The 14,327-nt window shown below is 68.5% G+C and carries 12 protein-coding genes; 3 read left to right on the forward strand and 9 right to left on the reverse strand.

Annotation, left to right across the window (positions count from 1 at the left end; translation table 11 throughout):
• Positions 1-8 precede the first annotated feature (8 nt).
• Entirely contained in the window at positions 9-134 is a 126-nt protein-coding gene (locus NV1_RS46310) for a hypothetical protein (RefSeq protein WP_281181786.1), read from the forward strand.
• Between the two features lie 222 nt (positions 135-356).
• On the opposite strand, the gene NV1_RS05140 is transcribed toward NV1_RS46310, so the two are convergent.
• The 5 genes from NV1_RS05140 to NV1_RS05160 all read right to left on the reverse strand — a co-directional run bounded on the left by NV1_RS05140 (position 357) and on the right by NV1_RS05160 (position 8,238).
• On the reverse strand, positions 357-2,108 hold the full coding sequence (locus NV1_RS05140) for a glycerol-3-phosphate dehydrogenase/oxidase (RefSeq protein ID WP_067886039.1): 1,752 nt from the start codon (positions 2,106-2,108) through the stop codon (positions 357-359).
• Between the two features lie 652 nt (positions 2,109-2,760).
• Positions 2,761-3,939 (reverse strand): aminotransferase-like domain-containing protein, encoded by a 1,179-nt coding sequence (locus tag NV1_RS05145; RefSeq protein WP_067886040.1) that lies wholly within the window; start codon positions 3,937-3,939, stop codon positions 2,761-2,763.
• Between the two features lie 92 nt (positions 3,940-4,031).
• Entirely contained in the window at positions 4,032-5,327 is a 1,296-nt protein-coding gene (locus NV1_RS05150; protein ID WP_157116581.1) for a DUF8176 domain-containing protein, read from the reverse strand.
• Between the two features lie 102 nt (positions 5,328-5,429).
• Positions 5,430-6,506, reverse strand: a complete 1,077-nt coding sequence (locus NV1_RS05155; protein ID WP_245713559.1) for a hypothetical protein — start codon at positions 6,504-6,506, stop codon at positions 5,430-5,432.
• Positions 6,507-6,834: 328 nt separating this feature from the next.
• Complete coding sequence (locus NV1_RS05160) at positions 6,835-8,238, reverse strand: NAD(P)H-quinone dehydrogenase (protein WP_067886044.1); 1,404 nt, start codon at positions 8,236-8,238, stop codon at positions 6,835-6,837.
• Positions 8,239-8,557: 319 nt separating this feature from the next.
• On the opposite strand from NV1_RS05160, the gene NV1_RS05165 reads away from it, so the two are divergent.
• Positions 8,558-9,031: a gamma-glutamylcyclotransferase family protein gene (locus tag NV1_RS05165; protein WP_040819344.1), complete on the forward strand. Its 474-nt coding sequence runs from the start codon at positions 8,558-8,560 to the stop codon at positions 9,029-9,031.
• A gap of 99 nt (positions 9,032-9,130) precedes the next feature.
• Here NV1_RS05165 and NV1_RS05170 read toward each other — a convergent pair whose 3' ends face one another.
• The 4 genes from NV1_RS05170 to NV1_RS05185 all read right to left on the reverse strand — a co-directional run bounded on the left by NV1_RS05170 (position 9,131) and on the right by NV1_RS05185 (position 13,377).
• Positions 9,131-10,276: a M20 family metallopeptidase gene (locus tag NV1_RS05170; RefSeq protein WP_067886660.1), complete on the reverse strand. Its 1,146-nt coding sequence runs from the start codon at positions 10,274-10,276 to the stop codon at positions 9,131-9,133.
• Between the two features lie 83 nt (positions 10,277-10,359).
• Positions 10,360-11,616, reverse strand: a complete 1,257-nt coding sequence (locus tag NV1_RS05175) for a M20 family metallopeptidase (protein WP_084525099.1) — start codon at positions 11,614-11,616, stop codon at positions 10,360-10,362.
• Between the two features lie 92 nt (positions 11,617-11,708).
• A complete protein-coding gene (locus NV1_RS05180) occupies positions 11,709-12,431 on the reverse strand; it encodes an enoyl-CoA hydratase-related protein (protein WP_067886663.1) in 723 nt (240 codons plus the stop codon).
• A 31-nt stretch (positions 12,432-12,462) separates the two neighbouring features.
• On the reverse strand, positions 12,463-13,377 hold the full coding sequence (locus tag NV1_RS05185) for a ribonuclease Z (RefSeq protein WP_067886046.1): 915 nt from the start codon (positions 13,375-13,377) through the stop codon (positions 12,463-12,465).
• Between the two features lie 142 nt (positions 13,378-13,519).
• Here NV1_RS05185 and NV1_RS05190 point away from each other — a divergent pair, with 142 nt between their 5' ends.
• Positions 13,520-14,299 carry a purine-nucleoside phosphorylase gene (locus NV1_RS05190; RefSeq protein ID WP_067886665.1) on the forward strand — a complete coding sequence of 260 codons (780 nt, stop codon included), beginning with the start codon at positions 13,520-13,522 and terminating at the stop codon, positions 14,297-14,299.
• Positions 14,300-14,327: the final 28 nt, after the last annotated feature.

A 14,327-nucleotide genomic window follows, 5' to 3' on the forward strand; every position in this document is an offset into this window, starting at 1 on the left:
GGTCGTCCATGACCGCAGCCACCGCCCGACGCATCGCGCGAATCGCCCTGCAACTGGTGTACACGCTGGTCGCACTTGCCGTCATGCTGCTGCTCGGCTATCTGCTACTGCACACCGCGCAGCACACCGGATAGGCCGACCCGAACACGACCGTCTGCGCGAGCGTCCGCTCGGCGGCGGGCGCTCGTCGGAAGGGCACAGCACCCCGGTGATATCCCGTCACCGGACGCCCGGCCCACCTCGACTCGCGGTCGGGACAACGCGACTGGGTCGGGCGTACGGTCGCGTCATCGGCCAGGATGTTCGCGTCGTAGCCGGCACGATCCTTCGATGTCGTCGCGTCGGTGCGCCGAGATTCAGCCGTCGGCGGGGACCGGCTCGAGGATCTGCGGGCGCGGTTCGGGAGCGGCGGCCCGAAGGGCATCGGCCGAGACGTCGTCCGGCTGCGTCTGCGAGCAGACCTCGGCGTCCACGCGGGCGTTGTAGGTCTCGACCTCCCGGGCGATACGCTCTCCGTTCCAGCCCAGGACCGGCGCGACCAGCCGAGCCGTCTCCTCAGCGCAGGCCACGCCGCGATGGGAGTACTCGATGGAGATGCGGGTGCGTCGGGCCAGGATGTCGTCCAGATGCAGCGCGCCCTCGGCCGCGGCCGCGTAGATCGCCTCCACCCGCAGATAGGTCGGGGCCTCGGTGATCGGTTGCAGCAGATCGGGATCGCCGGCCGCGAGATCGAGAACGTCGGTGACCAGCGAGCCGTAGCGGTCGAGCAGATGCTCGATCCGATACGGATGCACACCGTAGGTCTGGGCCAGCTGCGGGGCCTGGTTGAGCAGGGCGAAATATCCGTCCGCACCCAGCAGCGGCACCTTCTCGGTGATCGACGGGGAGACCCGCTGCGGGATGTCCTGCGCCGCGGCGTCCACCGCGTCGTAGGCCATCACCCGGTAGGTGGTGTACTTCCCGCCGGCGATGGCCACCAGACCCGGGCAGATCCGCGCGACGGCATGTTCGCGGGAGAGCTTGGAGGTCTCATCGCTCTCCCCGGCCAGCAATGGCCGCAGTCCGGCGTAGACGCCCTGGATGTCCTCGTGGGTGAGTGGGGTGACCAGCACCTGATTCACACGCTCGAGTAGATAGTCGATATCGGCCTTGGTCGCCGCGGGATGGGCGAGATCGAGATTCCAGTCGGTGTCGGTGGTTCCGACGATCCAGTGGCCCGCACCCCACGGGATGACGAAAAGCACCGAGGTCGGAGTGCGCAGAATAAGCGCGGCCTCACTGGTGATCCGATCGCGCGGCACCACTATGTGTATCCCTTTGGAGGCGCGCACGTGGAACCTGCCGCGCTGGTTCGACAGGGCCTGGATCTCGTCGGTCCACACACCCGTCGCATTGATCACCACATGACCGCGCACCTGGGTGGTGCGGCCGTCCTCGCTGTCGCGCACCTTCACCCCGACCACGCGATCGGCCTCGCGCAGAAATCCCACCACCTGTGTGGAGGTCCGGACGACCGCGCCGTAGTGCGCCGCGGTGCGGGCCACGGTCATGGTGTGCCGGGCGTCGTCGACGACCGTGTCGTAGTAGGTGACCCCGCCGATCAGCGCGTCCCGGCGGATTCCGGGAGACAGCCGCAGCGCCGCCGATCGGGTCAGATGATGTTGTCCCGGAACGGATTTCGCACCGCCCATGGTGTCGTACAGCACCAGTCCCGAGGCGACGTAGGGCCGTTCCCAGAGCCGGTGGGTCAGCGGATACAGGAACCGCAGCGGCTTGACCAGATGCGGCGCAAGGGTTTTCAGGCTCAACTCGCGCTCGTGCAGCGCCTCCCGCACCAGACCGAAGTCCAGCTGTTCGAGATACCGCAGCCCGCCGTGGAACATCTTGGACGAGCGACTCGACGTCCCCGAGGCCAGATCGCGCGCCTCCACCAGCGCGACCTCGAGCCCCCGGGTGGCCGCGTCCAGCGCGATACCCGCGCCGACCACCCCGCCGCCGACGACCACCACGTCGAAATGATCCCGCCCCAGCCGCTCCCACGCGGCCTCCCGCTGCGCGGGCCCCAACTCCCCGGACGGCTGAGACTGCGATTGCGATGTCTTCGTCATCCTCGACTCCTCCAGCGGTTGCCGAAACGCTCGTTGGTGACGTCTACGTCCTGGTCGTCGGTCCCGGGCCGGAGATCACCGAACGCCGCCGACGAACGCACGGCCCCGCCTCACACACCCCAACCCGTTACCGGCTAGTAGCTGCACCTCACAGTAGTGCACCACCCGCACAACAAGCCGCTACACCCCGAAGCGCATGCCCAGGCCGTCCGTTCTCGCACATCCCGATCGAGATACGCCCGTGCCCGGCAGATCAGATCTGCCGGGCACAGTTTCGTTCTCCGACGCCTACCGCGGTGCGAGGGCCTGAGGGGCCATCACCGAGGGCTGGCCGGTCCGGGTCCAACCCCGGGCTGCGTAGGAGGCGTCGGCAACGGCGGCGCCGAAGGGTTATTGCACACACCTGGCTGAACCGGCGGAGACGGCGGACAGAGGTCGGCTTGCGCCACGCCCGCCCCTATCGACGCCAGCCCCACCGCGAGCACCGCACTCGCCATTATCTTCCTGATCATTCGACATCCTCCCGATCCCTTGTCGACTACTACCCCGAGCACATTCGACCCTACGAGAGCAGTCGAACCGCCGACAACACCCGAACCGTCCGATCCGGACACGAATCCTCCCCCGCCCGTGCGGATTCGCCGACCACGTCTTACTCGCCGAGGGCGCGGGCCAGCCGATCCACGGCCTCGCGCAGAACCGTCGCGTCGAAGGTGGTGAAGCACAGACGCATTGCGTTGCGGTAGTCCGAATCGACCGCGAATGCGGACCCGGGGACATAGGCAACACCGTGATCGACTGCGCGCGAGAGCAATTCGGCAGTATCTGTGCCGTCGGTGAAGGCCGCCCACACGAACATGCCGCCTGCCGCGTCGGTGCTGACGATACGCTCCCCGAACCGTTCGCGGAGCGCGCCGACCAGCGCCTTCGCCCGCTCGCCGTAGCTACTTCGCACCGTATTCACGTGCGCGGCAAGCCAATCCGAGTCGGCGAGCAGTTCGGCGGTGATCTGCTGAGTCAGCGCCGAACCGCACAGGTCCGCGCCCTGTTTGAGCAGTTCCACCCCACGACAGACCACGTCCGGCGCGACCATCCAGCCCGCACGCAGCGATGGAGCGAGGATCTTGGAGGCACTGGAGAGCCGAATCACGTTGGGCGAGTGTGTGGCGACCGGGTCCGGCGAGCGGCGATCGAACCACAGCTCACCGTAGGGATCGTCCTCGATCACCCAGAAGCCGTACCGGTCGGCGAACCCGGCCAGTTCCGAGCGTCGCCGCGCGCTCAACGTCACCCCGCGCGGATTGTGGAAGTTGCTGACCGTATGCACGACCGCGGGACGCTCACCGCGCTCGAGCAGTTCGCCGAGAACATCGACGCGCATACCTTCCTCATCCAGCGGAACCGACACGATTCGCGCCCTCGCGGCACGGAACACCTGCAGCGCACCGACATAGGCCGGATCCTCCACCACAACCAGCGCGCCCGGGTCCAGCAGCACCTCGCCCAGTAGTGACAACGCTTGCTGCGAGCCGTGGGTGACGAAGACCTCCTCGACCGGCACCGATCGGCCCAGCCGAGCCGACTCGCGTGCCGCGAGCACGTCCCGCAAAGGTCCCCAACCCGCCGACTGGGTGTACTGCAACCGCGAACGATCGGAGAGCGCCGACTCGGCGGCCAGCGCGATCCGATCGCGCGGCATGAGGTGTTCGTCAGGCAGGCCACCAGCCAGACCGATGACCTCCGGTCGCTCGGTCAGCTTCAACAAGTCACGAATCGCCGAACTCTGCAGACCGTCGAGACGACTGGACAGCGAGGGTGAGATCGGCGACATAGGGACACCTCCGAGTGCGAGGGTGAATCTTCGAACACACTCACCATTGCACGCGACAACCCAAATTATGAAACCAAAATCTCACATTGTGGTCAATTTAGCACCCGGGTCAACTGCACGAGAGTCTTACCGCCAACGATCCCGGTCGTAATCACTTCCGGGTTGTAACCGGTTATCTTGCCGCTGGGATCGCGCTGGGTAACCACCACGCTGTACTGGCCAGGCGCCTGCATCGTGATCGTCGCGCAGAAGGTAGCGCCCTTCGGAATCTGTGCGTCGATCGTGGCCTGCAGTTCCTGGACAGGCTGGAGGTTCACGTTCGGCGCAGCGAAGCTGTGCATCAGCCGCGCGTCACGATCCACGATGAGCGCGTGCCAGTAACCCAGGATCGCCCCCGGCCCACTGTTGGTGTCCCCGGGTCCATTTCCCACGACCATTGTCGGCGTCGTCTTCGCCGCGCAATCCAACCCCGATCCTGCCGCCGGGGCCGACGTCGCGACGGCGGAGGTGTCGGTCTCCCCTTTCCCACGCATGGCGAAGACGACCACGCCCACGATCGCCACCACCACGACAACCGCCGCGGCGATCCCACCGATCAACACACCACGGTTACGGCGTGGTCGCTCGGCGGACGGCGCGGAAAGCGGGCGGCCGGACGTACCGCCGACCTTCAAGACCAGATCGTCGTCATCCCACAGCGAGCCCGAGGACGAACCCTTGCCGGATCCGGATCCGCGGGCGGCGACGCTCGGCTCGCGCGGGGCCGCGAGCTTCTTGGCCAGGTCGTCGTCGTCCCACAGCGAGCGCGGCTGTCCGGACTGGCCGTATTGGGGCTTGGGCGCATCGCCGGGTTGCTCGGGCGGGCGAGGCGGCGCGGCCCGCCAGCGCGAACCCGTATCCGGCCCACCCTGCTGAGCAGCGGACTGATCCCCATACCGCACCGTCTCCTGCGAGCCGGTCGAATCGGGCGCACGGTACTGCTGCGGCTGCACGATCTCGCGCGAACCGGTCGAGTCCGGCGCACGGTACGGCTGCGGCTGCACGATTTCCCGGGAACCCGTCGAGTCCGGCGCACGGTACTGCTGCGGCGGCGCGGGCACGGTCGGTGGCGCAGGCTGATCGACCGGCTGCCAGCCGAGACTGGGGCGCTCGGGTGTATCGGCGGGCTGCCATCCGACGGTAGGGCGCTCCGGACCATCGGCGGGCTGCCATCCCACTGGTTTCCCAGTGGCGGTCGGCGGGCCGAACGCATCAACGGGAGGGCCGAATTCACCCACCGGCGGGCCGAATTCGGACGTCGGCGGCCCGAAACCCGACTCGCCACGATCGCGCGACGACGGAACCGGCTCCCCCGATTCGTCGTGTTCCGCATCGTCCATGGAGGCCATCACCCGTTCCTTCCCCATGACACCCGCGTGGGGCGGTCAACCAACGACCGCCCCACGTCGAATCAGCTTGTACCGGCGCCTCCGGCCAGCCCGTACCGAATATCAGTTCTGGACCGAACCACTCCACTGGGTGGTGACACCGGCGACATTCACCGTCTGCGGGGCGTAATTCCCCTCCGGCAGCTTACCAACGTGCGCGGCCGCATCGAGTGCGGCGACCCCGCCCGGCTGCATCCGGATCCAGCCCTCCACCGCGGCCTTGGCCGCGTTGGCCTGGGTGGAGTCGATGTAGGTCTCGTTCTTGACGTCGTTGAAACCGGTGCGGGCCTTGAGGTCATCGATACCCGTGGTGTGGGTGTAGGTGGTGACCTTGATCTTGTTGGCCTCGACGTACTCGATCGAGACGCCCGCATCGCCGGTCCCCGTAGGCGTCCGGTACCCGACTGTTCCGACGTAGCCATTGGCGTTGTTGAAGTGGTGCGTATTGGCCACATAACCGGGCGCGACGCTACCGCCGTCGATATTCGCGCCGACCTCGGTGTGCGGACCGTTCATCTGCACGACCGGCGCGGCCGGGGCGGAGTGCAGGCTGGGCGAATTCCAGCGCGGCGGGGCCTGCACGGTGCCCTGGTGGGCATTGCCGTTGCCGGCCAGCCCGTTCATGGTGTTGGTGTCCTGGCCCGGCTGCTGGCTCGGCTGCGGCTGGGTCTCGTTCGGACCGGGCATGATGGCCGGTTGCGCCGGACCGTTCTGCTCCTGGGTGTTCTGCCCCGGCACCGGCAGCGGCGCGACGCGCGGCGTGGTCACACCCGGCTGAACGGGACCGGTCAGACTCTGATCCGGTTGCGTCCCATCGGAATTGGGCTGGGTGACCCCCGGCTGCGGCGCGGTCACGCCCGGCTGGGGCGCGGTCACACCGGGCTGCGGAGTGTTGGTGTCGTTCGACTGCTGACCCGGCTTGGTGACGCCCGGTTGCGCCGGAGCCCGATTCTGCGTCGAGGGGCTACCCGCCTGCGTGTCGCCCGGCTGGGCGGGCGTGGTCGGAACCGCGGACGGACTCACCGGGTCCGCACCGGCCGGCGCCGCCAGCAGAGTGGCAACGGCGGCTGCGGTGGCCAACGGCAACGAGGTTGCCACCGCGCGCTGCACCCGATTCGGCTTACTACGATGATGTTTCACTGCTCGCAGTCCCTTTCCCGAGCGCGGCTGCCGTCACGTCCCGCAAGGCCTACCGCGCTCCCGTTGTCCCTCATCAGATGCCGGACCGCTGGCGCGACCCCGGAGGCCGCTCGCGAATTCCGGTCGGGAAAGGCACCATCCCCCGCACACGAAACCCGCCAACCGACCCACCACTCACATCTCTGCGGGAAGTGAATCATACGAACAGGTTTCCGGCAACATGAACCGAATTCCCAGTGGCGCAAACGCACTCGTTCCCGTATTACCCGTCGTCGAGGGGACTGATCGGGTGTCGCCGGCGGCCTCGCCGAAGGCCGTGCCGCCAGGGCTAACCCAGGTCGTCGTGCCGCATCAACTGGCGAGCCGCCTCGGTGATCGAACCGGACAGCGACGGATACACCGAGAAGGTTTGCGCCAGGTCGTTCACGGTGAGATTGTTCTGCACCGCCATCGCGATCGGCAGGATCAGCTCGGAGGCGATCGGGGCCACCACCACACCACCGATCACCACACCGGTCGCGGGGCGACAGAAGATCTTCACGAAACCGCGGCGCAGCCCGGACATCTTGGCCCGGGGATTGGTGTTCAGCGGCAGCATCACCGTGCGCGCCGGGACCTCACCGTCATCGATCGCGTTCTGGCTCACGCCGACCGTGGCGATCTCGGGACGGGTGAACACCGCCGAGGCCACCGTCTTGAGCCGGATCGGCTGCACCCCTTCGCCGAGTGCGTGGTACATCGCGATCCGGCCCTGCATCGCCGCCACCGAGGCCAGCGGGAGCAGTCCGGTGCAGTCGCCCGCGGCGTACACGCCCGGAACCGACGTGCGCGAGACCCGGTCCACTCGAAGGTAGCCGCCGCGGTCCAGTTCGATGCCGATCCGCTGCAGGCCGAGGTTGCCGGTGTTCGGGGTCGAACCCACCGTCATCAGGGCATGCGAGCCGGTGACCGTGCGACCGTCGGAGAGTTTGACCACGATTCCGTCCGCGGTGCGCTCCACCGCGTCCGCGCGCGCCTGCTTGACCAGTTCCACACCGCGTTCGGCCAGCGCGTCCTCGAGCACCAGCGCGGCGTCGGCGTCTTCGCCGGGCATCATCCGGTCCCGGCTGGACACGAGTTTCACCTGCACGCCCATCTCGGTGTAGGCGTTGACGAATTCCGCACCGGTGACACCGGATCCGACGACCACCAGGGTCTTCGGCAGTTCCTGCAGGTCGTACAGCTGCCGCCAGTTCAGGATTCGCTCACCGTCCGGTTCGGCGCCGGGCAGCACGCGCGGGCTCGCGCCGGTGGCGATCAGCACCACCTCGGCCTCGAGCACCCGTTCCCCGCCGTCGACCATCCTGGCCCGCACCATATGCGTGGCCAGGCCAGGAATCTGATCGATCAGCTCACCGTCCCCGTTGAGGATGGTGACCCCGGCGGCCTGGAGTTTGGCGCGGATATCGGAGGATTGCGCCTGCGCGAGAGCCTTGACCCGGGAGTTCACCTCGGACAATCGCACCTGGGCCTGCGCCGGATGCAGGGTGATCCCCAGGTCGCGGGCGCGGCGCAGATCGGTGCGCACACCGGTGGAGGCGATGAACGTCTTGGAGGGCACGCAGTCCCACAGCACGCATGCACCACCGACGCCGTCGCGATCGATCACCGTGACCTCCGCGCCGTGCGCGGCGGCCACCAATGCGGCCTCGTAGCCCGCCGGGCCGCCGCCGATGATTGCAATGCGGGTCATGGATACCTCCGCCTTCGTGCTGTTCGATCGGGATCTCCGGTCGTGGAAAGGGTATCTGTGCGCCGACACGCAGGCTCGGCCGCCGCATGTTTGCGGCCCCGTGCGCGGTCGTCACCGGGCTACCGCCGCGTGCGGTGACGCCGAGTGCCCGGCGATCGCTGGACCATCCCACCGGCGCGGCGGTGAATCGCACACCGATTCGTTCGCGGGCGATTTCGCGCACGTCCGAGCGGTTGCCACGGGACGCCCGGTCCGGATGCCGGATATCGGATGGGCGGGATGGGGGCGAGTGCGCGCGGTCATTCGATACTCTTGCCTGGTGCCGATATACGCCGCATATGGATCCAATATGGATCCCGAGCAGATGCTCAAGCGCTGTCCGCACTCCCCCGTGTACGGAACCGGTTGGTTGGAGGGCTGGCGCCTGACCTTCGCCGGGGACGATATCGGCTGGGAGGGACCGCTGGCGACGGTGGTCGAGGAGCCCGGGGCTCGGGTGTTCGTCGTGCTGTACGACGTCCCCGACGAGGACGAGGCGAGCCTTGATCGCTGGGAGGGCTCGGATTTCGGCATCCACAAGAAGATCCGGCTGCGCGTCACCCCGAGTTCGGGCACCGGCTCGCAACCCGTGCTCGCCTGGCTGTACGTCCTGGACGCCTACGAAGGCGGCCTGCCTTCGGCCCGCTACATCGGCGTGATCGCCGACGCCGCCGAAAAGGCCGGAGCCCCAGCCGAATACGTCCACGCGCTGCGCACCCGGAACTCACGCAACGTGGGCCCCGGCGCTGGGTGATCGTGCCCGATTCTCGGGCGGCGGCTTCCCAGGTGACGTGGGTTCGAAACGCAACGGCCGCATCCGGTGTGGATGCGGCCGCCCCGGAGCGGAAGTGCGCTAGCTCGCGTTCAAGACCAGGTTGGTGAGTACGCGCACGCCGACGGCCAGGGCGCGTTCGTCCAGGTCGAAGGTGGGCTGATGGAGGTCGAGCTGGTCGCCGTGGCCGGACCACACACCCAGGCGGGCCATCGCGCCGGGCACCTGTTCGAGATACCAGGAGAAGTCCTCGCCGCCGCCGGACTGCGGAGTGTCGGCCAGCGCGTCGGGACCGATCGCGCGGATGGCGTCCTCGAACATCCGGGTGGCGTGTTCGTCGTTGACCACCGGCGGGACGCCGCGCTTGTAGTTCAGTTGATACCGCACGCCCGTGGGCGCGAGCAGGCCGTCGACGATCTCACGCACCGTCGGCTCGAGCAGCGACCAGGTCGCGTGATCGCCGGTGCGCACGGTTCCGGTGAGCATGCCGGTCTGCGGAATCGCGTTGGGGGCCTTGCCCGCCGAGACCGCACCCCACACCATCACGGTGCTGGTGCGCGGATCGATCCGACGGCTCAGCAGTCCGGGCAGGCCGGTGATGACGGTGCCGATCGCGTACACCAGATCGCTGGTCAGATGCGGTCGCGAGGTGTGTCCGCCGGGCGAGTCCAACACCAGCTCCACGGTGTCCGCGGCCGAGGTGATCGCACCCACCCGCACCCCGACCCGCCCGGCCTCGAGCCGGGGATCGCAGTGCAGCGCGAACGTCCGCGAGACGCCCTCCATCGCGCCCGCGGCGACCATATCGATCGCTCCGCCGGGCATGACCTCCTCGGCATGCTGGAACACCAGCCGCACGCCGACCGGCAGACCGGGCACCTCGGCCAGCGCCGAGGCCACGCCGAGCAGAATCGCGGTGTGCGCGTCGTGACCGCAGGCGTGCGAGACGCCCGGCACGGTCGAGGCGAAGGGCAGCCCGGTGTACTCCTGCAGCGGCAGCGCGTCCATGTCCGCGCGCAGGGCGATCCGCGGGCCGGCGGGGCCGATATCACACAGCAGACCGGTGCCGGTGGGCAGTTTGCGAGGCTCGAGTCCGGCCTTGACCAGCCAGGACTCCACGAATTCGGTGGTCGCGAATTCGGTGCGGGACAACTCCGGGTTGGTGTGCAGATGCCGCCGCCACCCGATGAGATCATCCGCGTTGTCGCGGAGCCACGCGCCGACGATCGCGCGCCCCGCGGCCGGACTGCCGGGTTCGTCCGCCGAGGCCGTCGTGTCCGGGCCCGCCGCCGCGGCTCGGCCGTCTGTGCTCACCGAAAATCCTCCTGTCGCTGAACGCTGTGTTCCAACAACCGTTCCCTATGGAATTGATCGCCCGCAACTTGTATCGCGGTACGCGCCAACACCGTGGCTCCGTCGACCACCGCCGCATCCGCGGACTCGGTGACGCACGCGGCCGCGAATTGCGGCTGATGCGTCACCGATCCCGCGGCATCGATCCCGATGACCGGATGGATGCCCGGGATGACATTGGTGACGTTGCCCATATCGGTGCTGCCCAGTGGACGTGCCGCCTCGAGTTCGGGCGGTAGCGGTACGCGTCCGATACCGGCGAGCTGCTCGCGGTAGGCCCACAGTACTGCCGAATCGGGTGTGAGCTCGGTGTATGTGGGTGCGAGCGTCCGGATGTCGTGGGTGGTTCCGGTTGCCAGCGCTCCCGCCTCGAAACAAGCCGATGCGCGTCGCATCAGATCGTCCAGGGATGCGGAGTCGGCTGCCCGTAGGTAATACAGCAGTTCCGCGTGCTCGGGCACGATATTGGGGGCCACGCCGCCGGATTCGACTATACCGTGCAGTTGCTGCCCGGGCGCGAGATGTTGACGCAGCAACCCCAACGCGACCTGCGCGATGGTGACCGCGTCACCGGCATTCCGGCCGCGTTCGGGAGCCGCGCTGGCGTGTGCGGCCCGGCCGCGGTACGTGATCGACAGATCGGCCAGGGCCAGCGAGCGCGCACCGACGATGTCGTGCGGCCCCGGATGGATCATCATCACCATCGCCACACCGTCGAACACACCGCGCTCGAGCATGAGCACCTTGCCACCACCGCTCTCCTCGGCCGGCGTGCCGAAGACCTTCACCGTGATCCCGCACGCATCGGCCACCTCGGCCAGCCCGAGCGCGGCACCCACCGCCGCGGCGGCGATGATGTTGTGCCCGCAGGCATGGCCCATCTCTGGCAACGCGTCGTATTCGGCGCAGATTCCCACGACGAGGGGACCGTGACCGTAGGTCGCGGTGAAGGCGGTATCCAGTCCGGCAACTCCCGCGTCGACGGTGAATCCGCGCTCGCGCAGCGGCGCGAGGGTTTTGGCGGCGCTGCGGACCTCGGCGAAGGCCAGTTCGGGTTCGGCGTGGATCGAGTGGGACAGCGCGACCAGCTCCGCGGCGACGCGGGCGATCCCGGCGTCGGCGGCCGCGGTGAGCGTCGGATCGGCCGCCGCGAGGACCGGGTCCGGCGGCGGACCCGCGGGCTCGGGCTGTGGGTCGGCGCCGCGATATGCCATGGCATCAGTCTCGCACCCGACCGCGAGGTTGCGCGGTGTTGGCCGGGACGCTCGCGAGCCCGGTGCCGGCGATCGCGGGCGTACCGCGTCGGTCAGACCTGGAAGGCCAGGTTGTCCTGGGTGGTCGGCACCGCGAGCCCGGACAGCGCGCGGCCGTGCAGGGCGCGCTTGATGACCGGCAGATTCGGCTTGCGGTTACCGGTCAGCGCGGCGGCCCGTTCGACCGCGGCGGCCAGCAGGGCGTCCGCATCGGCCTTGGCGTCGACGATTCCGGCGGCGATCGCGTCGTCCGCGCCGTAGCGACGTCCGGTGGTCATCGCCTCGACCGCGACCTGATTGGTCAACCGCTCGGTCACCAGCGCGTTCATCGCCACCGTGAACGGCATGCCCAGATGGACCTCCGGCAGGCACCAGTAGCCGCGATCGGCGCGCATCACCCGGAAATCGTGCGAGGTGGCCAGCATCGCGCCCGCGCCGAAGGCGTGACCGTTCACGGCTGCGACCGTGGCCATCGGGAAGGTGAGCAGCCGGCTGAACATGCTGTGCACCCGGTCCAGATACCAGCCGCTGCGGTCGAAGTTGCCGAACAGCCAGTCGGTGTCCAGTCCGTTGCTGAAGAACTTGCCGGTCGAGACGGTGACCAGCGCGGCCGGTGGATTCGGCTGCTCGGACGTGACGCCGGCCTGTTCGACCTCGTCCAGCACCCCGTGGAAGGCGTCGATCCAGTCGGGATGGAAGCGGTTCTCGGTATCGGTCTGGCCCTCGTTGCCGAGGTAGAGCACGAACACATCCCCGTCACGTTCCAAATACGGCATACGCAGCAGCATAACGACGCCACCGCACAAGTTACCGGCGAGTCGGTACCGGCACGCGCATCAGATCCTCGGCCACGACCAGCTCACCGTCGAAGTATTTGCTCGCCTCGAGCCGGTGGTCCTCGAGATCGGCGTATCGCTGGGAGAAATGGGTGAGCACCAGGGTTCGCACGCCCGCCGCCTGGGCCACCTGCGCGGCCTGCGCGGCGGTGAGGTGACCGTACTCGTGCGCCAGCCCGGCATCGGCGTCCAGGAAAGTGGCCTCGATCACGAGCATATCCGCGTCCTGCGCCAATTCCGCTACGCCGGAACACATTCGGGTGTCCATGACGAAGGCGAAGCGCTGCCCCCGGCGCAAGGTGGAGACCTCGTCCAGGGTGACGACCCGCCCCTGGGACAGCCGCAGCGAACCCTCGCGCTGCAGACGGCCGACATCCGGTCCGGAGATTCCGAATTCGGCCAGTCGCTCGGGCAGGATGCGCCGGCCGTCGGGCTCGATCAACCGGTAGCCGAACGTTTCGACGCGATGGTCCAGCCGGATCGCCTCGACCGCGAACGCGGTGCCCGGCAACGGGATCGGCCCCGGCGCGTCGATCGGCTGTTCGCGCAGACCGGCGAAGAACGGCACCACATCGCGCAGTCTGCAATAGAACTCGCGGCCCTCCGCCGGGAAGCAGATGTCGACCGGATGCGTCACCTGATCCAGGTTCAAGCGCGCGAGCACCCCCGGCAGGCCGAGGCAGTGGTCGCCGTGGAAGTGGGTCAGGCAGATCCGGGTGATCGAGGCCGCCGATACGCCCGCGAACGACATCTGCCGCTGGGTGCCCTCGCCGGGATCGAACAGCAACCCCTCGCCGTCCCAGCGCAGCAGATACCCGTTGTGGTTACGCCGGCGGGTCGGCACCTGGCTGGCCGTCCCCAGCACGACGAGCTCACGCGCAGTCACAACTCTGTTCCCACCACATTTTCGACACGACGTCCACCCGCGTACTGCGGGTCCGGGCGTGCGCGACGCTACCAGGCACTCCGTACGACGGCAGGTCACCCGGAAACCGCACGCCGTGAGGTACCGCACTATCGTGAACCACATGCTTGCCGAACAGGCCGCGGCGGCGCTGGCCGAGCGCACCGGAGTTCCACACCACCGCATCGCCGTCGTACTCGGGTCGGGCTGGCAGGACGCCGCCACCGAGATCGGCGTCCCGGCGGCGACGGTGCCCATGACCGAACTGCCCGGATTCGACGCGCCCACCGCCCAGGGCCACCAGGGCACCGTACATTCGGTGACGGTGAACGATTCCCCCGTCCTGCTGATGATGGGCCGTCAGCATCTGTACGAGGGATACGACCCCGCGCAGGTGGTGCACGGGGTGCGCACGGCGATCGCGTCCGGAGCGGACACCGTCCTGCTCACGAATGCGGCCGGCGGGATCCGGTCCGGACTGCGGGTCGGCGACCCGGTGCTGATCTCCGATCATCTGAACCTCACCGGGCGCACGCCGCTCGACGGTCCCGCGTTCGTCGATCTGGTCGACGCGTGGGATCCCGAATTGCGCGGCCTGGCAAAGGAAGTCGATCCAGCCCTGACCGAGGGCGTGTACGCGGGGCTGACCGGGCCGCAGTACGAGACGCCCGCCGAGATCCGCATGCTCCGCGCGGTCGGCGCGGATCTGGTCGGCATGTCGACGGTTCTGGAGGCCATCGCGTGTCGCGCGCTGGGCGCCCGGGTACTGGGCATCTCACTGGTCACGAATCCGGCCGCCGGAGTGACGGGCGAACCACTCTCGCACGCCGAGGTGCTCGCCGAGGGACGCGCCGCCGCCCCGCGCCTGGGCAAACTGCTGCGCGGAGTGCTCGAACGCATCTGAGGCGGCGAACTCGCGAACCGCGCCGGTT

The sequence above is a fragment of the Nocardia vaccinii NBRC 15922 genome, assembly GCF_001613305.1.
GTDB classification, from domain to species: Bacteria; Actinomycetota; Actinomycetes; order Mycobacteriales; family Mycobacteriaceae; genus Nocardia; species Nocardia vaccinii.